This is a genomic window from Agrobacterium sp. 22094 (genome assembly GCF_052046015.1).
Lineage (GTDB): Bacteria > Pseudomonadota > Alphaproteobacteria > Rhizobiales > Rhizobiaceae > Agrobacterium > Agrobacterium cavarae.
In genome coordinates, this window is the sequence record NZ_JBQEPX010000006.1 from 18,449 (window position 1) to 42,132 (window position 23,684).

Genomic DNA, 23,684 nt, shown 5'->3' on the forward strand with positions numbered 1-23,684 from the left:
AGGGCCGATCCGATGGCGGGAACTGCATCCACCGTTGCACTGAATGAAGCGACAACGCCAGTTGGCATTTTTGACCGTTTCGCACCGCAGGTCCGAGAACAGAGCGCGCTCCGCCAGGCGATCACTGCAGCCTATCGCCGCTCTGAACCAGAATGCCTTACACCCCTTCTCGACGCGGCGAGCGTCAGCGACAGCGAAGCCCAGACGATCAAAGCAACGGCTCGCCGACTGATCGAGGCGCTGCGCGCGAAAGCCAAGGGTACAGGCGTCGAGGGATTGGTGCAGGAATATTCCCTCTCCAGCCAGGAAGGCGTGGCGCTGATGTGCCTTGCCGAAGCGCTGCTGCGCATTCCCGACACGGCGACACGCGATGCGCTGATCCGCGACAAGATCGCCACGGGCGATTGGAAATCGCATCTCGGCGGCGGTCGTTCGCTTTTCGTCAATGCCGCGACCTGGGGCCTCGTCATCACGGGTAAGCTGACCTCGACTGTCAACGACAGGGGCCTGTCTGCCGCGCTGACGAAGCTGATCTCCCGTGCCGGAGAGCCGGTCATACGTCGTGGCGTCGATATGGCAATGCGCATGATGGGCGAGCAGTTCGTCACCGGCCAGACCATTGAGGAAGCAATCAGCCGCTCAAGACCGCTCGAAGCCAAGGGCTTCCAGTATTCCTATGACATGCTGGGTGAAGCGGCGACCACTGCCAAGGACGCCGAACGCTATTACCGCGACTACGAACAGGCGATCCACGCCATCGGCAAGGCGTCCGCCGGGCGTGGCGTCTATGATGGACCTGGCATTTCCATCAAGCTTTCTGCACTCCATCCGCGATACTCTCGGTCGCAAGCCGAGCGTGTGATGGCGGAACTTCTGCCGCGCGTGAAGGCGCTGATGGTTTTGGCGAAGAGCTATGACATCGGACTCAACATCGACGCGGAAGAAGCCGATCGGCTGGAGATTTCGCTCGATCTGCTGGAATCACTGGCGCTCGATAGCGATCTTGGCAACTGGTCCGGCCTTGGCTTCGTCGTTCAGGCCTATGGCCGCCGCTGCCCCTTCGTGCTCGACTACATTATCGATCTCGCGCGCCGTTCCAACCGCCGCATCATGGTGCGGCTGGTGAAGGGTGCTTATTGGGACGCCGAAATCAAGCGCGCTCAGCTAGACGGTTTGGAAGACTTTCCAGTCTTCACCCGCAAGGTTCACACCGATGTGTCCTATATCGCCTGCGCCCGAAAGCTGTTGGCCGCGCGGGACGTCATCTTCCCGCAGTTTGCCACCCATAATGCGCAGTCGATGGCGACGATCTATCATCTTGCTGGCCCAGACTTCAAAATCGGCGACTATGAGTTTCAGTGCCTGCATGGCATGGGCGAACCGCTTTACAGCGAAGTCGTCGGCAAGCAGAACCTTGACCGCCCATGCCGTTTCTATGCGCCTGTCGGGACGCACGAAACGCTCCTGGCCTACCTCGTTCGTCGGTTGCTGGAAAATGGCGCCAACTCTTCCTTCGTCAACCGCATTGCCGATCCGAATGTGCCCGTCGATTCTCTGCTGGAAGACCCGGTCGCCGTGGTAAAAGCGATGCCGGTCCCCGGCGCGCAGCATGACAAGATCGCCAAGCCTGAAGCGCTTTATGGCGCAAGGGTGAACTCCAGCGGCCTGGACCTTGCCAATGAGGATGCGCTCGCCGAACTGAGCACGGCACTTTCCGCAAGCGTTACCATGGAGTGGAAGGCTGCTGCCCCCAACGCCTCTGGAGAGACGCGTCCGGTGAAGAACCCCGGCGACCACGACGACATCGTTGGCTATGTGACAGAACCGACGCAGGAGGATGTCGCTACGGCGCTAACGGTCGCAGCATCCTCATCATGGCCGCAGTCCAGCACCGAGACGCGCGCATACTGCCTGGAAAAGGCAGCGGACCTCATGCAGGCGCGGATGCCAACCCTGCTTGGCCTCATCATGCGCGAAGCCGGGAAATCGGCTCCCAATGCTGTCGCGGAGGTGCGGGAAGCCATTGACTTCCTGCGCTACTACGCGGCGGAAGCACGCAGCACATTCGGCCTGCTGCAACAGCCACTCGGACCGATCGTCTGCATCAGCCCATGGAACTTCCCGCTGGCGATCTTCATCGGCCAGGTTGCGGCGGCTCTCGTTGCCGGCAACCCCGTATTGGCGAAGCCTGCGGAAGAAACGCCGCTGATCGCAGCCGAAGGCGTGCGACTTCTGCACGAAGCCGGGGTTCCTGCCGATGCTGTTCAGCTTCTGCCTGGTGCAGGCCAGACTGGCGCGCAGCTCGTGGCGGCTCCGCAGACAGCTGGCGTGATGTTTACCGGCTCCACCGAAGTGGCGCGATTGATCCAGAAGCAGCTTGCCGAGCGTGTTTCGAGTGACGGACGCACCATTCCGCTGATTGCCGAGACCGGCGGTCAGAACGCCATGATCGTCGACTCCTCGGCGCTTGCCGAACAGGTGGTGGCGGACGTGATCGCTTCTGCTTTCGACAGCGCCGGCCAGCGCTGCTCGGCGCTTCGCGTTCTCTGCCTTCAGGACGATGTGGCTGAGCGGACGCTGACGATGCTGAAGGGCGCGCTCCATGAATTGCGCATCGGCCGCACCGATCAGCTTTCGGTCGATGTCGGCCCGGTGATCAGCGCGGAAGCCAAGGACAATATCGAAAAGCATATCGAAGCCATGCGCGGCCTTGGCAACACGATCGAGCAGATTTCGCTCGCCGGTGACAGTCAGAACGGCACCTTCGTGCCTCCAACCATCATCGAGTTGAAGTCGCTTGCCGATTTGAAGCGCGAGGTCTTCGGCCCTGTCCTGCATGTCATCCGCTTCAAGCGCGAAAAGCTTGATCAGTTGATCGACGATATCAACGCAACCGGTTACGGCCTGACCTTTGGTCTGCATACGCGCCTTGATGCGACGATCGCACATGTTCTGTCGCGGGTGAAGGCGGGCAATCTCTATGTCAACCGCAACATCATCGGCGCAGTCGTTGGGGTTCAGCCCTTCGGCGGCCGCGGCCTATCGGGTACAGGCCCCAAGGCCGGCGGCCCGCTCTATCTTGGCAGGCTGACACGTGTTGCTCCGCTGGTAGAGCGCGCTGCTCAGCATAAGGATCAAGCGGTTATCGATCTGGCACAATGGCTGGACGGCAAGAACGAAACGCAGGCGGCGGAAGTGGCGAGAACCTCCGCGCAGTCATCGGCGCTCGCCTTCGAGACGGAGCTTGCCGGTCCGGTTGGCGAGCGCAATATTTACGCGCTTCATCCGCGCGGCACAGTCTTGCTCGCGCCGGTATCCACGCACGGTCTTTATCGCCAGCTTGCGGCGGCACTTGCGAGCGGCAACACCGTCGTCGTCGACAAGGACAGCGGTCTGGAAGATGCTCTGGCAACGGCCCCGGCGTCGGTCAAGACACGCCTGTCCTGGAGCGCCGACTGGCAGGCCGCTGGACCCTTCGCTGGCGCGCTGGTGGAAGGGGACGCGGATCGCGTTCGCGCCGTCAACAGCCGGATCGCCACGCTGGAAGGCCCGCTCGTGCTGGTTCAGGCCGCATCGATGGAAGAGGTTCAGGGCGTAACCCAGCCCTACAATCTCAACTGGCTGCTTGAGGAAGTATCCGTCAGCGTCAACACGACGGCTGCCGGCGGCAATGCCAGCCTGATGTCGATTGGCTGAACGAAAAAGGCTGGCAGGAAAATTCTCTGCCAGCCTTTCGACTCTTCGCGTTAGTCGCGCGACTTTACTCGATGTCGAACGACACACCCTGCGCCAGAGGTAGCGCCTTGGAGTAGTTCACCGTATTGGTGGCCCGGCGCATATAGGCCTTCCATGAGTCGGAACCGGATTCACGGCCGCCGCCAGTTTCCTTTTCACCGCCGAATGCACCGCCGATTTCAGCACCGGAGGTGCCGATATTGACGTTGGCGATGCCGCAGTCCGAGCCATCGGCCGCGAGGAAACGTTCGGCTTCCTGAAGGTCTTTCGTGAAAATGGACGAGGAGAGACCGGCCGCGACGGCGTTATGCTCATTAATGGCAGAATCGAGATCGGAATACTTCATCACATAGAGGATTGGCGCGAAGGTTTCTTCCAGAACGGGGCCAACCTGCTTGGGCATTTCTACGATTGCGGGCTTTACGTAATAGCCATTGGCAGCACCGGTATCGACGCGCTCGCCGCCGGCGACCACACCGCCATGCGCCTTAGCCTCCTCGAGCGCCTTCTGCATGCCGTCGAATGCGGCCTTATCGACCAGCGGGCCAACGAGGGCAGACGTTTCAAGCGGATTGCCGACGGAGACGGAAGAATAGGCTTTCTTCAGACGCGGCACCAGTTGATCATAGACGCTGTCATGCACGAAGAGGCGGCGCAGCGTCGTGCAGCGCTGGCCCGCCGTTCCCATGGCACCGAAGGCGATGGCGCGCAGCGCCATGTCGAGGTCAGCCGATGGGCAGACGATACCGGCATTGTTGCCGCCAAGCTCGAGGATGGCACGGGCAAAACGTTTGGCAAGACGCGGACCGACATCGCGACCCATGCGCGTCGAGCCTGTGGCCGAGACCAGCGGGACCTTCGGATGATCGACCAAAGCTTCCCCCACAGCGCGATCGCCGATCAAAAGCTGGCTGAGACCTTCAGGCGCATCGCCAAAGCGGGCGACCGCGCGTTCGAAAATACCCTGCACGGCAAGCGCCGTCAGCGGCGTCTTCTCCGACGGCTTCCAGACGACGGAGTTGCCGCAAACGATGGCAAGCGCCGCATTCCAGGACCAGACGGCAACGGGGAAGTTGAAGGCGGAAATGACGCCCACGACGCCGAGCGGATGCCAGGTTTCCATCATGCGATGGCCGGGGCGTTCCGTCGCAATCGTCAGGCCGTAAAGCTGGCGGGACAGGCCGACGGCGAAATCGCAGATGTCGATCATCTCCTGCACTTCGCCTAGGCCTTCGGACGAGATCTTGCCGGCTTCGAGCGAGACGAGGCGACCGAGATCGGTCTTGAAGGCGCGCAGCTCTTCACCGAGAAGCCGGATCAACTCGCCACGCCGCGGCGCGGGAACCAGGCGCCAGGCGCGGAACGCGGTATCCGCCTTCTCGACGATACCTGTGACCTCTGCAGGGGAAACCGTCTTGAGGCTCGCGACCTGCTCGCCCGTCACGGGGCTGAAGGAGGCCATGTCGCCACCCTGATAGAGATCGGACGAGACGCCCATCTTGGACAGAAGCGCGGCTGCTTCCTTCACGACATCGACTTTGGCTGCGGACATATTCTGGCTCCTGACGATTTTCGCCACCTGTTGTTCCGGCACGCGGGAGATGGCTCGAGGCAGTTGGTCGGGTGCGAACCACCCATTTCATTCTCTTTCCAGATCATATACGTCTGGAACCACCCATTTCAAATGAGGAAAGCGGGTGGGTTGATGCGAGGCAGGAATGGATACGCGCAGACGACTGGTTCCCGATATCGTCACGCTGCAGGCGTTTGAATGCGCTGCACGGCATGGAAACTTTACCCGGGCAGCGGAAGAATTGAACCTGACGCAAAGTGCGGTCAGCCGGCAGATCAGCGACCTCGAGGCACAGACCGGCATGCTGCTCTTCGAGCGCATCAGGCGGCGGGTTATACTCTCCGATGCGGGCCGCAAGTTCCTGCCCGGCGTGCAGAAGCTTTTGCACCAGTCCGAGCAGTTGATGGTGCGCGCAGTCACGGCGGGAACCTCCAGCGCATCGCTCTCCATCGCCACATTGCCCACCTTCGGCAGCCGCTGGCTGACCCCTCGCCTGCACAAATTCATGGCGCTCTACCCGGAAACGGTTCTGACCGTCGGATCGCGATCCCAGCCTTTCGATTTCGACGAAGAGAGTTTCGATATCGCAATCCATTACGGACAGCCGGTCTGGGCGCGCGGCACCTGCACCTTCCTCTGCAACGAGGTCATCGTCCCGGTCGCAAGCCCGTCGCTATTCGCGAAACACACGCCCAAGACCCATTCAGACCTCTTGTCCAAGCCTCTGTTGCACGTCACCACCCGCCCAAAACTCTGGACCGATTGGTTCGAGATGAACGGCATCGCGTCGGAGGGCGCATATCGCGGTAGCCGCTTCGACCAGTTTTCGATGTTGATTGAAGCGACCATCAGTGGACTTGGCTTCGCGCTTCTGCCGAAATATCTGATCGAGGCCGAGCTGGTATCAGGCCAATTGGCCGTCGTGTTCGATGTGCCGCTCGCGACGGACAAGAGTTACCACATCGCTCTTCCGGAGGGGCGGCAGGACAATGTACTGGCGCAAGCGTTCCAGACCTGGCTCTTGGAGCAGGTTGGCAGGCCGCTGTAACGCGTGGACATCCTCCAAGCCGACATCGTTACAGGCGGTTGCGGAAAAACGGATTCCAGCGCACGGTCCCAAGCCGGATTTTTTCACGCATCATCGTGAGCAGCCCGGCGCTGGCGATCACGATCAGGCCAAACACCGCAAGCGTGTCCGGATACTCGGCGAAGAAAAAAGCGCCGATCCCCACGGCCCAGAGGATCTGCGAATAGTGCGACGGCGCAATCTGGCTGGCAGGCGCGATCTTCGTTGCCGTCAGCAACGTGATCTGGCCGACCGCCGTGCAAATGCCGATGATGATAAAGGCGCCGACCTGATGCAATGTCGGGACATGAAAATGCGGAATAGCCAAGATACCGTTGAAGGTGAGGCCGTAAACCAGCAGCACGCCCATGATCGAGGTGCGCTTTTCACGGCCGGCTAGCGAGCGCAAAATGACGATCGTCATTGCTGCCAGAAGAGCGACACCGACTGCCGCCAGGTGACCGAGTTCCAAGGCCTTGAAGCCCGGTCGCACGACAAGGAACACGCCGACGATCCCGGCAAAAACCGCGGACCAGCGCCAGAGCCCGATGTCTTCCTTTAGCACGACTGCGGAGAGGATGGTAACGAACAGCGGGGACAGAAAGATCAGCGCATAGGCTTCCGCCAAAGGCAGCGTCGTGAAGGCATAGATGCCGAGGATGCCGGCGAGCAGGCCTGAGATTGCGCGCCCATGCACCGCAAAAGGCCGGCTCATGCGCCAGAATTCGCGCCACCGTTCTTCCCGTGGCTTGGTGAAGAAGATGATGGCGGCAGAGGACAGGATACTGAAGAAGCCGATCTCGAACACCGAAACCTGGTGACCAAGCGACTTGATCGTGGCGTCTCCCCAGGAAAAGCTGGCGTAAGCGAGCAGTCCGAGAAGAAAACCTTTTTGCATGACGAACAATCCAGACGGTAACGTGCAAAGATACGGCAGAGCCGGTCTGCGATCGCGGCTGATGCGCGTCAGATCATGATGATTGGTGGCTCCTCGATACAAGGGCTACGCCTCATGCTCCACACTCACAAGGCGAAAATACACAAAAGCGGTAACACTGACATTTCAGCAACGGTTGGGATTTTGGTGGGAGATCAAGCCAGTTCGGGGTCGATGGTGAAGAGTTCATGTGCTCTCGCAAAGCCGCGCAGGGCGTATCGCCCGAGCGACACCATCAGCGCCTGCATCTCTTCAGGACACGTGGCGACGAAATCCCGTGACATCACCGTGTCGCGATCGACCGAACCGCAGAGACCTCCGATGCGGCTCACCATGTTGACCGCGGGTCCAACTACGGTGAAATCGAGGCGCCCTCGGCTGCCGATATTGCCATAGAAGACTTCACCGACATGGAGACCGAGATAGACATCTGTCGTCGGAAGGTCTTTCGCGTGACGCTCATGGTTTAGGACCGAAAGACGCGTCCGCATCGTCATTTCCGCGGCAAGTGCTGCGGCACAATCATCCTGGCGGTTGCCACTTCGGAAGATTGCAAGAACGCCATCACCGATCAGTTTAAGCACGCTGCCGCCATGCGCATGGATCGCATCGATGACGAGACCGGCGTAATCATTAAGAAATGGGATGATCTGATCCGGCTTGGCGCGATCGGAAATGCCGGTGAAATCCCGAAGATCGGAAAACCACAGAACCGCTTCGATCCGTTCGACTTCGCCTCTTGTGATCGTGCCACTCATCACCTTACGACCGGCATCACGGCCAAGATAGACATCCGTAATCGTTTCGATGATGCGCATGCAGCAGGCCGTCTTCACTGCTAGCGCAAGCGTCGGCAGCAGCATGCGCAATGCGGCCAACTCATCGTCATGAAAGCCCTCCGGCTGCCGGGTGAGCCAGCGGGAATAAAAGGCACTCATTTCGCCGATGCTACCACGCTCCGTGAAACGATGGATGGATGCGATGTAGTCGGTATGACCCGCATTGCGCAGCTCATCCAGCTTGTAGAAGCTCGCCGGTTCATTGAGGAACAACCGCTGCCGGATCTCCTCCGCATTCTCTTTCAGAAGATGGAAGAAGACGGAGCTCTCCCAAGCCTCACGCGCCGTACCCTCGTCGGTGAAATCATAGACGCTGGATGAATCGACCGTATCGCGGCTGTCCCACTGGAAAGCATGCCCTTCGAAATCCGGGTGGAGCGTGTCCATCAGGACCAAAGCCGAGGAAATGGAGATGCCAGCCGCGTTGCAGCGTTCGCAAAAGCCCGCCAGAAGCTCCTCTTCCGGCGTGCCCTCATAGCCCTGTCGAGAGAGCCAGAATGCAATTTCCTGGAGAGTGTTGGGTTGGGTCATGAAGTTCCTGCGGCAAGAAGGCGTTACTGATAGTAAAGGGAGAATAGCTTGAAGAGCCGTTTGGTTTTATTCGGTACAAAAAAATTTTACTATTCTCGTTGAAATCCGTTTGTGTGCTTGTGAATGCAGAGGAAGGCAGATAAATAGCAATTTTAGAGACAATATTAAGTCGCTGAGTGGCTTTACCGCCCAGCCTGGAAAAAGGTTGTTTAATGCGTATTGTGATGATTGGATCAGGTTACGTCGGCTTGGTTTCTGGCGCCTGCTTTGCTGATTTCGGCCATGACGTGATCTGCGTCGACAAGATGCCGGAAAAGATCGACGCGTTGAAGAACGGGCAGATCCCGATTTTTGAGCCTGGTCTCGATGTCATCGTTTCCACCAATGCCAAGGCCGGTCGGCTGAGCTTCACCACCGATCTGAAAACGGCTGTTGCAGACGCGGATGTTGTTTTCATCGCCGTCGGCACGCCATCGCGCCGCGGTGACGGCCATGCTGATCTCGGCTATGTCTACGCGGCAGCGAAAGAAATCGCAGCAGCCATCACCGGCTTTACCGTCATCGTCACCAAGTCCACCGTGCCTGTAGGCACAGGTGACGAGGTGGAGCGCATCATCCGTGAGGAAAACCCGATTGCGGATTTTGCCGTCGTTTCCAACCCCGAGTTTCTGCGCGAAGGTGCGGCCATTGACGACTTCAAGCGTCCCGACCGTATCGTCGTTGGCCTCTCCGACGAGCGCGCACGTCCGGTGATGACGGAAGTGTACCGTCCGCTCTACCTCAACCAGTCGCCACTTCTCTTCACCACCCGGCGCACCTCCGAACTGATCAAGTATGCCGCCAATGCATTCCTGGCGATGAAGATTACCTTCATCAACGAGATCGCCGACCTCTGCGAAAAGGTGGGGGGCGATGTGCAGGACGTGTCGCGCGGCATTGGCCTCGATGGCCGCATCGGCTCGAAATTCCTTCACGCGGGGCCGGGTTACGGCGGCTCCTGCTTCCCCAAGGATACGCTGGCACTTGCCAAGACCGCGCAGGACTATGACAGCCCGGTTCGTCTGATCGAGGCAACGATTTCTGTGAACGACAACCGCAAGCGCGCCATGGGCCGCAAAGTCATCGCAGCCGCTGGCGGGGATATCCGCGGCAAGAAGGTGGCCGTTCTCGGATTGACCTTCAAGCCGAACACCGACGACATGCGCGACAGCCCGGCGATTACCGTCATCCAGACATTGCAGGATGCCGGAGCGAAAGTTACAGCCTATGACCCGGAAGGCATGGCGAATGCCAAGCCTTTGATTGAGGGCATCGATTATGCGCAGGGGCCTTATGAGGCCGCGCAGGATGCCGAAGCGCTGGTGATCGTGACCGAATGGAACCAGTTCCGCGCGCTCGATCTCGCCCGTCTCAAAAGCACCATGAAGAGCCCTGTCCTCGTTGATCTGCGCAACATCTACCGCGCCGACGAAGTCACGGCCCATGGCTTCGCCTATTCGAGCATCGGCCGCTCGGAACAGTAACGGAAGGTCTGCACACCCATGCGTTATCTGATTACCGGCACGGCGGGTTTCATCGGCTTTCATCTCGCCAAGCGATTGCTGGACGATGGTCACTTCGTCGTCGGCTTCGACGGGATGACGCAATATTACGATGTGGCGCTGAAGGAAAAGCGGCACGCGATCCTCTCCCGCTCGAACGGCTTCAAAGCGCAGATCGGCATGCTGGAAGATGCCGATGCGCTGAACCGCGCGGCCGATCTCGCCGAGCCGGAGGTGATCATCCATCTCGCGGCGCAGGCGGGAGTTCGCTACAGCATCGAGTGCCCCAAAGACTACGTGAATTCGAACCTCATCGGCTCCTGGAATATTCTGGAGCTGGCAAAAAATCTCCAGCCAAAGCATCTTCTGCTCGCCTCGACCTCCTCGATCTACGGCTCGAATGAGAAAGTACCCTTTGCCGAGAGTGACCGCGCCGACGAGCCGATGACGATCTATGCGGCCACCAAGAAGTCGATGGAGCTGATGGCGCATAGCTACGCGCATCTCCACAAAGTGCCGACGACCGCTTTCCGCTTCTTCACGGTCTATGGTCCCTTTGGCCGTCCCGACATGGCGCTGTTCAAGTTCGTCGATGCCATCCTCAAGGGTCAGCCGATCGACATCTACGGCGAAGGCATGATGAGTCGTGACTTCACCTATATCGACGATCTGGTGGAAGGCATCATCCGCCTCAGCCACATTGCGCCTTCCGAAGACAATCGCGTCACTGAAGAGGGTGTGACCGATACGCTGTCGAAGCACGCACCGTTCCGTGTGGTCAATATTGGCGGTGGCCAACCGGTCGAATTGATGCGCTTCGTCGAAACGGTGGAGACGGTCCTTGGCCAGAAGGCCATCCGCAACATGCTACCAATGCAACAGGGCGACGTGCCGCGCACCTATGCCTCACCGGATCTGTTGCGTGCACTCACGAACTACGCGCCGGAAACGCCCGTCGAAACAGGCGTCCAGCGTTTCGTCGAATGGTATCGGGGCTGGCGCAACGGAACTGTCTAAGACCCTGCGGTCTTAGATATTACACCTCGGTCCCTTCACCATCACGGCCTTGCAACAAGCCCAGAACGGCTGCGCAGTTCGGATCGCCCTTATCCAGCAGCTGCGCCGGTGACGTCCAGCCGAAGGTGAAACCGACAACGGTGGCGATCGCCCAGGCCGGGTCTTCGCCGGCGCGGTTGAGAAGCTGCGGCGCCTGGCTGGCAACGCAACGCTGCGATTGCTGGATGATCTCAGTAGATGCATTTGCACGATCGAGCTGTTCGCGCATTTCCGCCTGAAGCGGATCGACGACGAACAGCGTGATGAACCATGCGGCGATATCGGAAAGCATGAGGGGCCTCTGCAGCCTCGGCGTGATGTCGGAAAAGGTCCGACATCGTGAAAGCGCCGAGACTTTCACCAGAGGGGCCCGGACCAGCGGGTTGAGGCAGATGTAGGAAGAGCGCCTATCGCTTCAAGACCATCGGTCAGACTTTCCGATAGAGATGTTGCGGAAAGAGCGCCTGACCTACTATCAATTGCTCAGGGTTTGCCTTGATCTGCCTCCGCCTCGGCAAATAGAGCGTCGAGACGTGGCTTGGCGCGGGCGGGCAGTGCCACGCTTCTGTAGTGTTCCGGCAGGCTACCCTTACCCACCTTGATCAACATGACCATGCCCATACCAAAATGCGGTGAGCATTTGATGCCGTAGAAGCCCTGCTGATCGAAAGTGACTTCAATCTCCTCGTTGATCTTGCCCTTGAAACCCTTCGCCCCGTCTGGAACCATGCCGTCGATGGTCGCGGCATTGTGGCTCTTATGCGTGGCGATGAACTTCACCGTGTCGCCAGGCTGGAGGTGAAGATAATCGGGTTCGAAAACCATCGAACCCTTTTTACCCTGATTGAGCATCCTGACCTCGAAGTCCTCCGCAAAGGCGAGACCCGCACTCAGCGACAAAGCGACGGCGGCCGTAGCAATGGATAGCAACAATTTCATCATGTCGTCCTTACTGGGTAAATCAAAGTCGGGGCGCGATAGCGGATATGACAGGCATCCTCGCCTTCTCGTTCCACATCGACATGAACGCCGAACACATCGAGGATGAGATCCGGGGTCAGCACGTTGCAAGGTTTACCCATCGCGACGAGCGCTCCCGCCTTCAACACGGCAACCCTGTCACAAAACATCGCCGCGTGATTGAGATCATGCAAGGCGGCGGCCACTGTCAGTTTCTGCTGCTGAACCAGATGCAGAAGTGCGATCTGGTGTCCGATATCGAGATGGTTGGTCGGCTCGTCCAGGAGCAGGATCTTCGGCTGCTGCGCCAAAGCGCGCGCAATATGCAGACGCTGCCGCTCTCCGCCGGACAGCGTATGCCACATCCGTCTCCCGAAGCCCTCCATATCGACGTCATGCAACGCCTGATCAACAATCTCATCATCTTGAGGAGTCCATGGAGACAGGGCGCCCTTATGCGGAATGCGGCCAAGCTCCACCGCCTGGCGAGCGTTGATGCGCTCCTGCGTCTCCGCCTGCTGCTCGACAAGCGCGACCTGACGCGCCACATCACGGCGCTGAAGCTGGTTCAACGACTTACCATCCAGCAAGACTTCACCGGAGCGCGGTTTTCTCAGGCCAGCGAGCATGGCCATGAGGCTCGTCTTGCCCGACCCGTTGGGTCCGACGATGCCGAGAAACTCGCCGGCAGAAAGATCGAGGCTGATGTTCTTGACGATATCGATCCCGCCCGTTGCCCAGCTTAGGTTGCGCGCTGACAGCATCATGCCGCCCTCCTTCGCTGTGAGAGGATGAGCGCGAAGGCTGGCGCACCAAAGAGCGCGGTAATCACACCAATCGGTAGAACCTGGCCGGCGATGATGGTCCGGGAGAGAATATCGGCTGCGATCATGAAGATGGCGCCGATCAGCGCGGCGGCCGGCAACAGGCGTCCGTGACGAACACCGACAACAAGACGGGCTGCATGGGGAATGACGAGACCGATAAAGCCGATCGATCCGACAATGCTGACCATAACGGCCGTCATCAAGGCAGACGTGCCCGTCAGCACGACATAGACGCGGCGCACGGGAATGCCAAGAGAGGCGGCCGACTCCGCTCCGAAGGTAAAGGCGTCCAGGGCGCGGGCATGCCAGAGGCAGACGATAAGACCGAACATGGCTATGGGAAGGGCAAGCGAGACATCCGTCCAGCGAACGCCGGAGAGGTTGCCGAGCAGCCAGAACATGATGCCGCGCGCCTGCTCCGCATTGGCGGCCTTGGTGACAATGAATGAGGTAAGCGCGTTGAACAATTGCGAACCGGCGACGCCGGCGAGGATGATTGCGCTGTTACCCCGCCCTGCCCTGAGCGCCAGCAGGCTGACAAGCGCAAAAGCTACGAGCGCACCAAGAAATGCACCGAGCGGCAGTGTCAGCATGCCCGCGCCGAAGCCAAGGAGGGCGACGCTGACCGCGCCGGTCGATGCTCCAGCGGAGATGCCGAGAATATAGGGGTCGGCCAGAGGATTGCGCAGCAGCGATTGCAGCACGACACCGGAGACGGCAAGCGCTGCCCCGCAACAGGCGGCAACCACGGCTCGGCTCAAACGATAGTTCCAGATGATCCCCTCATCGATGGCATCCAGTGGATATCCGGCATGCCAGAGGCGATTGGCGACGGTCTTGGCGACAACCTCCATCGGAATGGAGGTTTCGCCAATCGAGGCGCCCAGCCAAAGCGCCACCAGAAGACACCCGGCTGCAATGACGGCAGCGCGGGTGTAAAGAAAGGGAACGGGCATCCTCTTACTTCGCCAGACCAAGTTGGACGATCTGGTCGGCCAGCACCTCGATGCCGTCGATGGTGCGGATCGTCGGGTTCATCGCCTGCGCATCCATGACGACGATATGGTTGTCCTTCACCGCTGGCATCAGGCTTGTGACGGGATCATCTTTCAGGAATTTCAGTTTCACGGCGATATCGTCGGCTGGAAACCGGCGGCGGTCCATCTTGCCTGCGACTATGATCGTGGGGTTGGACTTGGCGATGGTTTCCCAACCGACGGTCGGCCATTCCTCATCACTGTCGATGACATTCTTGATGCCGAGCGCCGACATGATGTAGCCGGGAGCACCATTCTTGCCCGCCACGTAAGGATCGATATCCAGTTCGGCGCTGGAGAACCAGAAGACAGCCGAGAGCTTACCATTCACGGATGCGATCTTCTGACGCGCAGCACCCTCGCGGGCCTTCAGGTCGGCGATGAGCTTCTCACCTCGATCCTGCACGTTGAAGATTTGCGCGAGTTCAGCAATTTCCTGGTAGATCTGGTCCATGGTGAAGACCGAATGTCTGACACCATCGCCGCCGCCCGAATTGTCCTTACCCGTGCAATCGGCAGGCGACGTGTAAACCGGGATACCAAGCTCTTCAAATTGCTCAGGCTTTGCCACAATGCCTTCCGGACCGACATGCCATTGAAACTGAGCGGTTACGAGGTCCGGCTTTTTGGCAACCACACTCTCGAAACTCGGATCATTGTCCGCGAGGCGCTCGACCGTGGCGTTGGCCTCTTCGTATCCCTTGATAACCGGGCCGATCCAGACGGCCGTACCGACAACCTTGTCGGCCAGTCCGAGCAGATAGAGAATTTCCGTGGTGCTCTGACCAAGAGAAACGGTGCGCTGTGGAGCATGCGTGAAGGTGACGTCCCTGCCGCAATTTTTCAGCGTCGAGGGGTAGGTCGTTTCCGCAGCCTCTGCCGTTTTCGGCACGATCGAGAGCGCAGTGAGTGCAGCGGCCAGAAACGCGCCGGTGAAATGAAATGTCATGGTCCGATAATCCCCGAAATCGTCGACGTTGCCGACAAGCAAGACGCCGTCATGTGAGCGCGAATGAAACACTCATTCGACAGCCACGGGAGTGAGACGATCGAGAACGAGGGAAAAAGACAGATGGATGTGAGCGCTGAAGGGCGCAAATAACAATCATGACGTCTCCTGTTCAGGGCATCCCCGCCCGTGACATTGGAATGAACTTATGACGGCAGGTCTCCTGGCTCACGGATGATCGTCTTGCCCGCCTTCCCACGATAATTCGCAGTGGCCTGACGCAGGTGAATGCGCCACGAGTGCTCGACAATCCGCTTACAGTTGCGGGGGCAGCCACGGCATTGGAGATATCCCCTCACCGTGTTCCCTATTATTCCTCACGATCACTCGCTTGGAACCGTCGCCAGCCAGATAGACCTATTTGATCTCGTCCGTCAAGCAAGTCTCTGTAATGTTATTACATATCAAAAACAAGTGGATCATTGTGCTGAGAATAAACAAAATGGCCGGAACGAAGTCCCGGCCATCAAGGGTTTTAGCGAAATGATCTGGTTATGGGAGCGTGTAGGCGATGACATAATCACCCGGCTTCGTCCCCACCGAACCGTGGCCGCCTGCAACCATCACGACATATTGCTTGCCGTCGTCGAGAGCGTAGGTCATGGGCGTGGCCTGCCCACCTGCGGGAAGGCGTGCTTCCCAAAGCTGCTTGCCGCTCGTCAGATCGTAAGCGCGCAGATAATCGTCCACCGCTGCGCCAAGGAAAGCGACGCCACCTTTGGTGATCATCGGACCGCCGATACCCGGCACACCGACCTTGAAGGGAAGTGGCAGCGGCGTCATGTCGTAAACGGTGCCGTTCTTGTGCTTATAGGCAACCTTGCCGGTTCTGAGATCGGCACCGGCGACATAACCCCATGGCGGCGCCTGGCAGGGAATGCCGATCGGGCTCAGGAACGGGCCCATCAGCACGCCATAGGGTGCACCATCATTGCGGTTCAGACCCTGCTCGCTGCCCTTCTCATCCTGACCTCGCGGTGGAATCTGGTCGCGCGGAACGAGCTGTGAGGTGAAGGCGAGATAGGTCGGCATGCCGAACATGACCTGGCGTTCGGGATCGACTGCGACACTGCCCCAGTTGAAGGTGCCAAAATTGCCAGGGTAGATGATCGATCCATTCAGCGACGGCGGCGTGTAACGACCTTCGTAGTTCAGCTGATGGAACTTGATGCGGCAGGCGAGCTGATCGAACAGCGAGACACCCCACATGTTCTTTTCCTGCAGCGGTTCCGGCTTGAAGGTCAAGGCAGATGTGGGCTGCGTCGGCGCGGAGAAATCCTCGGGGATTGCCCCACCGGGTGCCGGCTCTTCGGTCACCGGCAGGATGGGCTCACCCGTCCGACGGTCCAGCACATAGATATCACCCTGCTTGGTCGGGCCGACAAGAGCGGGAACAGATTGGCCATCCGGCTTGGTGATATCGAGCAGCACCGGCTGGGCCGGCACATCCATATCCCAGAGATCGTGATGCACTGTCTGCCGTACCCAGCGGTCCTGCCCGGTGTTTACGTCGAGTGCCACGATCGACGAGGAGTACTTCTCTACATTCTCGCTCCGACCCATTCCGAGCTGGTCAGGAACTTGATTTCCCAAAGGGATGTAGACGAGCCCAAGCGCTTCATCGACGCTGAATACGGACCAGCTGTTGGGAGAGTTGGTCGTATAGGTCTGACCCGGCGGAAGCGGTTGGGTCTGGGTAGGGTTTCCGGAATCCCAGTTCCACAGCAGCTCTCCGCTGTTCACATCGAAGGCGCGAATAACGCCCGACTGTTCCTGGGTGGAGTAGTTGTCATTGACCGCGCCGCCGACGATGATCTTGTTGCCGGCAATGGCGGGCGGCGATGTGGAATAGTAGTAGCCAGCCGGATTGTACTTCATACCGACTTCGAGGTGGAGAACACCCTGATCGGCGAAAGACGTGCAAACCTTGCCACTTTCGGCGTCGAGCGCGATCAGACGAGCATCGGATGTTGGGAGATAAACGCGGGCGGCGCATTGCGAACCGGCCTGAGCGGCTGGATCGGCATAGTAAGTCACGCCGCGGCATGTCTGGTGCTGGCGATTGGGATTCAGGCCGACATTCGGATCATATTTCCACTTTTCCTTGCCGGTCGCCGCATCGATGGCGATCGCCCAATTGTGCGGGGTGCAGAGGAAGAGTGTCTTGCCAACCTTCAGCGGCGTGACCTGATACGTCGTTTCACCAACATCGTCGGGAAGCTTGACGTCGCCGGTTTGATAACGCCAGACCTCCTTCAGATCGCCAACATTGGCAGTGGTGATCTGTGTCAGCGGCGAATAGCGCTGGCCATAGGACGTCCGTCCGTATTGATGCCACTCGCCATCCGGAACAGCGTTTCCATAAGACGGCGCGTTGTTGACGACCTCCGTCGGAAGATTGCCCTCCTGGTCGTGCGGGTCCTGCGTCATCGATACGGCGGCCACACCCATGGAAATGACGACAGCGACCAGAAGCGGGACGGCATTTGCTCCATAGCGAATGCCGGTCGGGCTGACGAAACCGAGTGGCTTACGGATCCAGGGCATCAGCAGCCAGATGCCGATCACGATGATCAGGCCGCCACGCGGTCCAAGCTGCCACCAGTCGAGACCAACTTCCCACAAGGCCCAGCCAAGGGTCGCGATCACGAAGAGCGCGTAGAAATGCAGCGCCGCCTTGTTTCGCTTGAAAAGAAGAATTGCCGTGATGACGAAGGCAAGCCCGGCGAGAGCATAATAAAAGCTTCCCCCGAGCATGATAAGTTGAGAACCGAAGCCGAAAAGCGCAAGGCCGACAAGCGCTAGAGCGACAGCAGTAATGGTGACCGCCATGAAGAGCCCCTGTTAATTTCCCTTCGGGCTTAACAGGGTCGAAGACGATAAGTTCCGCAGAAATCACATTTCTGCCACTTCCGTGTTATCCGCGGATCGTTTCAATCGCGAAAGTCGTTGAAAGCACGCGCCATGTCGCGGTGTCCAGCAGACGCGGCTATAAGCGATGCCAGCAGAATTCTTGCCTGACCAGGCCGCAGTGTTCGGGAATGGATGGCGCCAACGGCACCCATATCGTGACCGCCACCTCCACCACCATAGCCGGCCACCAGGTGCCCCTCGGGAACGCGGCTGGAAACGACGACCGGAACATGTCTCTCGCGACAACGCCGCAGAGCATCCACGACGCCAGCATTGGCGTTACCCGAGCCGAGAGCGCAAAGAACGATGCCTTTGGCCCCCGCATCAAGACTGGCATCGATATGGGTCGCTTCACAGCCCGGATAGATTGCGACGATATCGACGCGGATGGCATCGACCGGTGCAGAAAATTCAGCGCTTTGGGGACAGTCGGAAGGTCCTGAAAGATCGAACGCATCCGGATCGTCGGCGGAACGCTTGTAAAGCCCCCAGACCGGCAGCAACTTGCCACCGAACGACAGAAGGACGCCCTTTTCGCTATTGGATGGCGTTGCGGCAGCGGCGATCGCCGCCTGAAGATTGGCCGGGCCATCCGAGAGCGGGTTATCGGCCGTAAATTGCGCACCGGTGAAGATCACCGGTTTGCCGAGCCTATGCTGTAGATGAACGAGCAGTGAGGTTTCTTCCATCGCATCCGTGCCGTGAAGCACGACGACGCCACATACCGCAGGGTCGGCAAGCTCGACACCAACCGCATCGCTGATCGCCTGCATGTCGGAGATCGTCAGGCTGGAGGAATCCTTCGCCATCAGCTCGACGGGTTTGACGAAGGCGCTATCGCCGCCGAGGCCGGAGAGCAGGTTTTCACCGGAGAGCGAGGGTTTCGCAGCTCCGGTTTCGTCACGCTGGCTCGCAATCGTGCCGCCGGTGGCAATAACCGCCACCAGCCCTTTGTCATGATCGGTCGGAATTACGACGGTCACTGCTGGCCCCGCGCGCCAGCGTCACGCAACTGCTGTGCTTTCGACAATTCCTGAATACGGCCACGCATCAAATACCATCCCCCCACCAAGGTCGGTGCGATGACGATAAGAGAGCCGACGGTATATGTGCCCGCAGGGTAATCGAATGCCATCAGCACCAGAACGCCAAACAGGAAGACAAGCGTCAGGATGCCCGTATAAGGCGCGCCAATCATGCTGAAATCCGGACGCTGCATCTTCCCCTGCCGGGACAGATGCCACAGCTTGAGTTGGCATAACACGATGACGCCCCAGGCGCAAATAATGCCGAGCGCGGCAAGATTGAGCGCAATTTCAAATGCTTCCGAAGGAACGATGGCATTGAGAATGACGCCGAGCACAGTGACGACAGCCGTGACCGCGATGCCGCCATAGGGCACGCCAGCCTTGTTCATCTTCGCCAGCGCCGCCGGTGCAGAGCCGGACACCGCCATCGAATGCAGGATGCGCCCGGTCGAATAGAGGCCGGCATTCAGCGACGACAGAACCGCGGTCAGAACGACAAGGTTCATGACGATATCGGCGCCTTCGACCCCGATGGAGCCGAAGAAGGTCACGAACGGGCTCTCGCCTGCCTTGTAGGCTGTGTAGGGCAAAAGAAGCGTAAGCAGCAGGACCGAGCCGACATAGAAGACGAGAAGGCGGAAGACGACGGTGCGGATCGCCTTTGGCATCACCTTGCGCGGGTCCTCCGTTTCACCTGCGGTGGTTCCGATCAACTCGATCGAGGCATAGGCGAAGAGCACACCTTGAATGATGATGAAGGCCGGCAGAATGCCATTGGGGAAGAAGCCGCCATTATCGGCAATCAGGCTGAAGCCGGTGACGTGACCTTCGATTGGCGTTCCAAAAATGACGAAGTAAACGCCCACGATCAGGAAGGTGAAGAGCGCGAGGACCTTGATCAGGCTGAACCAGAATTCCAGTTCGCCGAACACCTTCACCGACAGCATGTTCATGCCGAGCACGATGATGAGCGCGCCGAGCGCGAACACCCACTGGTCGATGCCCTGCATCCAGGGCACATATTGCTTGAAGAAATTCATGTAGAGGGCAACCGCCGTCACATCGGCAACCGAGGTCATCGCCCAGTTCATCCAGTACATCCAGCCGACAGCGAAGGCCATCTTCTCGCCGTAGAACTCGCGGGCATAGGAAACGAACGAACCCGATGTCGGGCGATGCATGATCAATTCGCCAAGCGCTCTGAGCACCAGGAAGGCGAAGAAGCCGCAAATTGCATAAGCGAAGATAAGAGCGGGGCCAGCAATGGCAAGGCGCCCGCCCGCCCCGAGGAAAAGCCCAGTTCCGATCGCGCCGCCAATGGCGATCATCTGGATCTGGCGCGGTTTGAGTGCTTTGTGATAGCCGAAATCCTCCCGGATTTCGACCCGACGTTCATGGTTTGCTTGAGTTATCTTATCCACTGGTGTCGCTCCTCCCTCAGAGCTGTCGTCCATAGACTTGATGAATGACCCGTTCTGTCCTTGCGCGAGCAATGCTTTGTCAACACTCTAGGCGCCGAAAGGTCAAGGTAGCCATTCTGTAAGGCTGCATGACAGATTTTCGATCCCTTAATTCTCGACTGCGCGCCCGTCAACCCTCTCCCCGCCCATTGACCTACATCATCGACAGGATTAAACCAAGTTAAATCTGTCTAGCAGCTTTACAGATTATCGGATCAACATGGAGGATGATATGATCACGATGCGTCAGGAACGCGATCTTCTTGGGCCCAAGGATGTCCCTGCAGATGCCTATTGGGGCGTGCACACGCAGCGCGCGGCGGAGAATTTCCAGATCAGCGGCGCAACGATCGGCCGCTATCCCTACCTCATTCGCGGACTGACCTTCGTCAAGGAGGCCGCTGCATTGGCAAACCATGAGTTGGGACTGCTAGATCAGGAGCGTCTGGACGCCATAGTCACGGCCTGCCGCGAGATCCGTGACGGCGCCCTCCACGACCAATTCATCGTCGATGTGATTCAGGGCGGGGCCGGAACGTCCACCAACATGAATGCCAATGAGGTGATCGCCAATCGCGCATTGGAAATTCTCGGGCACGCCAAGGGCGATTACAAGCACCTGCACCCGAACGATCGCGTCAATCTCAGCCAATCCACCAATGACGCCTATCCGACGGCGATCAACATCGCCTTGATCGAATCCATCGATGAACTGGCCGCCTCCATGCTTGTGCTCCAGGACGCTTTCGAGGCGAAGGCCCGCGAATTTGACGGCGTTCTGAAAGTCGGGCGCACGCAGTTGCAGGATGCAGTGCCGATGACACTCGGCCAGGAATTCCGCACCTTCGCCGTGATGCTTGGGGAAGACCGTGCGCGCCTAATCGAATCGGCAGCATTGCTGCATGAGATCAACCTCGGTGCGACGGCGATCGGCACAGGCCTTAACGCTCCTGCCGGTTATGCCGCGATTGCCTGCAAGCATTTGGTCCAACTGACAGGACGACCGCTGGTAACGGCAAGCGACCTCATCGAGGCAACGCAGGATCCTGGCGCTTTCGTTCATCTCTCGGGCGTATTGAAGCGCGTCGCCGTCAAACTCTCGAAGACCTGCAATGACCTGCGCCTGCTGTCCTCCGGTCCCCGTGCCGGCATCGGTGAGATCAATCTCCCCGCCGTACAGGCCGGCTCAAGCATCATGCCCGGCAAGGTCAATCCTGTGATCCCGGAAGTCGTCAACCAAGTCGCCTTCGTGGTCATCGGCAACGACATCACCGTCACCATGGCCGCAGAGGGCGGTCAACTTCAGCTAAACGCCTTCGAGCCTGTCATCGTGCGGGCCTTGTCGGAAAGCATCGCTCAGCTTGGCACCGCCTGCCGGACGCTCGCGGAACGCTGCGTCGTCGGGATTACCGCCAATGTCGATATCATGGCGCGTCGATTGGAAGAATCGATCGGCATTGCGACGGCGCTCAATCCGCTGATCGGCTATTACGCCGCAACCGAGGTTGCACGCGAGGCACTGGCAAGCGGTCGAACCGTGCCACAGGTCGTGCTGGAAAAAGGCTATATGAGCGCTGAACAGTTGATCGAGGCGCTGAGGCCGGAATTGTTGGCAAATATCTCAGCACCTGCTGTGCAGCCTGCCGCATAAGACATTCAGACAAGGCAAGCCGGGAGACGATGACAGTCTTCCGGCATTCCCAGACGCTACGCTTTACCTGGCGTCATCACCCATGATAGAGGTCACCGCCTGCTTGACCTTGCCAAGATGGGCTTCCATCGCCTGGCGCGCGCCATCCTCAGAGCCTGCCTCGATTGCTTCTGCAATCTTGCGATGCTCGATATTTGAGGCGACGCGGCGGTGGGCCATGAGGTTCAGCAGTTCCGATTGCTGGCTGACGCTGTCACGGGCATCCGCAATCACCTTGGCAAACAGCGAGTTGCCGGAAGCCTCTGCAATGGCGCTATGGAACTCGCAGTCCAGCAGCACCCATTTGTGCAAATCTTCCTGTTGATCCATCTCGCCGCAGAGCTTCATCATCCGCGCCACCTGCTGGTCCGTTCGGCGAAGCGCCGCCCAGCCGGCGGCGGGCACCTCGACGAAAGGTCTCGCCTCCATCAGATCGCGTGCCGAATAGCCGCCGTAGCGCAACTCTTGCCGGGGAGAATCCGTCAGGACGAAAGTGCCACTGCCCGTGCGCGTCTGCGTCATGCCAAGCGTCTGCAGCGAACGAAGCGCTTCGCGCACGATGGGGCGGCTGACACCATATCGACCGGCCAGATGCGTTTCCGATGGCAGGCGTGTGCCAACCGTCAACCGGCCCGACACGATGGCCGACCGCAAATCCTCGAATACCGATTCCGCCGCACTTTTGCGATGAACCGGGTTCGCCTCGTAAATCCAATCAGCCCCTGCACTCATGCCAGTAACCTTTCCAAACATCATATCATTGTCAAGAAGCGGCCTGCTGACAGAATGATCGGAACCAAAGAAAGCTGTGACCCTACTCATTTGCTTAATTTTTAGACATGGTGAAAAACATTGCTATTTCGAGAGGTCTGCGGCATTGATGCGCGCATGACGCTTCGGGATTTGACCATTCTTGTGATCGATGAAAACGCCATCCGCGCCTCGATTATCGAGGAAGGACTGCGTGAGGCCGGTCATATGAAGGTTACCGTCATTCACGAGGTCAACGGGGTGGCCCGCACCATCGAGACGCTGCAGCCCGATGTGATCGTTATCGATCTGGAAAATCCCAACCGCGACATGATGGAGCATCTGTTTCAGCTGACGCGCACGATCAGCCGGCCGATCGCCATGTTTGTCGACCGATCGGATACGGCGTCGATCGAGGCCGCTGTGGAAGCCGGTGTTTCAGCCTATATCGTTGACGGGCTGAAGAAAGAGCGCGTCAAGCCGATCCTCGATATGGCGGTTAGCCGTTTCAACGCGTTTAGCCGCCTGCAGCGAGAATTGGCCGAGGCGAAATCCGCGCTCGAAGAGCGCAAGGTCGTCGAGCGCGCCAAAGGCATATTGATGAAGATGCGCGGACTTTCCGAAGAGGAAGCCTTCGCACTGCTGCGCCAGACGGCGATGAACGAGAAAAAGAAATTGTCCGAGATCGCGCAAAGCGTGGTCACGGCTGCCGGGCTACTGATGTGACGGCCG

At 59.0% G+C, this 23,684-nt stretch carries 18 protein-coding genes and 1 riboswitch; of the genes, 6 read left to right on the top strand and 12 right to left on the bottom strand.

The features are described 5' to 3' along the window. Positions 1–12 precede the first annotated feature (12 nt). Entirely contained in the window at positions 13–3,696 is a 3,684-nt protein-coding gene (putA, locus tag ACTJK5_RS20695) for a trifunctional transcriptional regulator/proline dehydrogenase/L-glutamate gamma-semialdehyde dehydrogenase (RefSeq protein ID WP_112956912.1), read from the top strand. A 64-nt stretch (positions 3,697–3,760) separates the two neighbouring features. On the opposite strand, the gene amaB is transcribed toward putA, so the two are convergent. After that, positions 3,761–5,287, bottom strand: a complete 1,527-nt coding sequence (gene amaB, locus ACTJK5_RS20700) for an L-piperidine-6-carboxylate dehydrogenase (protein WP_112956913.1) — start codon at positions 5,285–5,287, stop codon at positions 3,761–3,763. Between the two features lie 166 nt (positions 5,288–5,453). On the opposite strand from amaB, the gene ACTJK5_RS20705 reads away from it, so the two are divergent. Further along, positions 5,454–6,356: a LysR family transcriptional regulator gene (locus tag ACTJK5_RS20705; protein ID WP_112956914.1), complete on the top strand. Its 903-nt coding sequence runs from the start codon at positions 5,454–5,456 to the stop codon at positions 6,354–6,356. A gap of 28 nt (positions 6,357–6,384) precedes the next feature. Here the strand turns inward: ACTJK5_RS20705 and ACTJK5_RS20710 are convergent, their stop codons facing one another. Both ACTJK5_RS20710 and ACTJK5_RS20715 read right to left on the bottom strand, forming a co-directional pair. Beyond that, entirely contained in the window at positions 6,385–7,272 is an 888-nt protein-coding gene (locus ACTJK5_RS20710; protein WP_062439147.1) for a DMT family transporter, read from the bottom strand. 194 nt (positions 7,273–7,466) lie between these two features. After that, positions 7,467–8,681: an adenylate/guanylate cyclase domain-containing protein gene (locus ACTJK5_RS20715; RefSeq protein WP_112956915.1), complete on the bottom strand. Its 1,215-nt coding sequence runs from the start codon at positions 8,679–8,681 to the stop codon at positions 7,467–7,469. 212 nt (positions 8,682–8,893) lie between these two features. Here ACTJK5_RS20715 and ACTJK5_RS20720 point away from each other — a divergent pair, with 212 nt between their 5' ends. After that, positions 8,894–10,204 carry a UDP-glucose dehydrogenase family protein gene (locus tag ACTJK5_RS20720; RefSeq protein WP_112956916.1) on the top strand — a complete coding sequence of 437 codons (1,311 nt, stop codon included), beginning with the start codon at positions 8,894–8,896 and terminating at the stop codon, positions 10,202–10,204. 18 nt (positions 10,205–10,222) lie between these two features. Beyond that, positions 10,223–11,239, top strand: coding sequence for an NAD-dependent epimerase (locus ACTJK5_RS20725; protein WP_112956917.1), 1,017 nt, complete (start codon positions 10,223–10,225; stop codon positions 11,237–11,239). 19 nt (positions 11,240–11,258) lie between these two features. Here the strand turns inward: ACTJK5_RS20725 and ACTJK5_RS20730 are convergent, their stop codons facing one another. The 8 genes from ACTJK5_RS20730 to ACTJK5_RS20765 form a co-directional block, all read right to left on the bottom strand. Next, entirely contained in the window at positions 11,259–11,570 is a 312-nt protein-coding gene (locus tag ACTJK5_RS20730) for a hypothetical protein (protein ID WP_112956918.1), read from the bottom strand. Positions 11,571–11,761: 191 nt separating this feature from the next. Beyond that, a complete protein-coding gene (locus ACTJK5_RS20735; protein ID WP_112956919.1) occupies positions 11,762–12,220 on the bottom strand; it encodes a pseudoazurin in 459 nt (152 codons plus the stop codon). Beyond that, a complete protein-coding gene (locus ACTJK5_RS20740; RefSeq protein ID WP_112956920.1) occupies positions 12,217–13,005 on the bottom strand; it encodes an ABC transporter ATP-binding protein in 789 nt (262 codons plus the stop codon). The genes ACTJK5_RS20735 and ACTJK5_RS20740 overlap by 4 nt, the downstream gene beginning before the upstream one ends. Continuing rightward, positions 13,002–14,021 (bottom strand): FecCD family ABC transporter permease, encoded by a 1,020-nt coding sequence (locus ACTJK5_RS20745; RefSeq protein ID WP_112956921.1) that lies wholly within the window; start codon positions 14,019–14,021, stop codon positions 13,002–13,004. Before ACTJK5_RS20745 ends, ACTJK5_RS20740 begins: the two co-directional genes overlap by 4 nt. A 4-nt stretch (positions 14,022–14,025) precedes the next feature. After that, positions 14,026–15,051, bottom strand: coding sequence for an ABC transporter substrate-binding protein (locus tag ACTJK5_RS20750; protein ID WP_112956997.1), 1,026 nt, complete (start codon positions 15,049–15,051; stop codon positions 14,026–14,028). A 196-nt stretch (positions 15,052–15,247) separates the two neighbouring features. Then, positions 15,248–15,468: riboswitch (cobalamin riboswitch) on the bottom strand. Between the two features lie 135 nt (positions 15,469–15,603). Further along, positions 15,604–17,943 (bottom strand): glucose/quinate/shikimate family membrane-bound PQQ-dependent dehydrogenase, encoded by a 2,340-nt coding sequence (locus ACTJK5_RS20755; RefSeq protein WP_111850841.1) that lies wholly within the window; start codon positions 17,941–17,943, stop codon positions 15,604–15,606. Between the two features lie 101 nt (positions 17,944–18,044). Further along, positions 18,045–19,007: an asparaginase domain-containing protein gene (locus ACTJK5_RS20760; protein ID WP_440613139.1), complete on the bottom strand. Its 963-nt coding sequence runs from the start codon at positions 19,005–19,007 to the stop codon at positions 18,045–18,047. Further along, positions 19,004–20,506 carry an amino acid permease gene (locus ACTJK5_RS20765; protein WP_440613140.1) on the bottom strand — a complete coding sequence of 501 codons (1,503 nt, stop codon included), beginning with the start codon at positions 20,504–20,506 and terminating at the stop codon, positions 19,004–19,006. Before ACTJK5_RS20765 ends, ACTJK5_RS20760 begins: the two co-directional genes overlap by 4 nt. A gap of 238 nt (positions 20,507–20,744) precedes the next feature. Between ACTJK5_RS20765 and ACTJK5_RS20770 the strand changes: the two genes are divergently transcribed. Further along, positions 20,745–22,163, top strand: a complete 1,419-nt coding sequence (locus tag ACTJK5_RS20770) for an aspartate ammonia-lyase (RefSeq protein ID WP_440613141.1) — start codon at positions 20,745–20,747, stop codon at positions 22,161–22,163. A 63-nt stretch (positions 22,164–22,226) separates the two neighbouring features. Here the strand turns inward: ACTJK5_RS20770 and ACTJK5_RS20775 are convergent, their stop codons facing one another. Next, the gene (locus ACTJK5_RS20775; protein WP_111850838.1) at positions 22,227–22,934 is read right to left on the bottom strand and encodes a FadR/GntR family transcriptional regulator; all 708 of its coding nucleotides are present in this window, start codon (positions 22,932–22,934) and stop codon (positions 22,227–22,229) included. Positions 22,935–23,090: 156 nt separating this feature from the next. On the opposite strand from ACTJK5_RS20775, the gene ACTJK5_RS20780 reads away from it, so the two are divergent. Next, a complete protein-coding gene (locus tag ACTJK5_RS20780; RefSeq protein WP_062427764.1) occupies positions 23,091–23,678 on the top strand; it encodes an ANTAR domain-containing response regulator in 588 nt (195 codons plus the stop codon). Positions 23,679–23,684 lie beyond the last annotated feature (6 nt).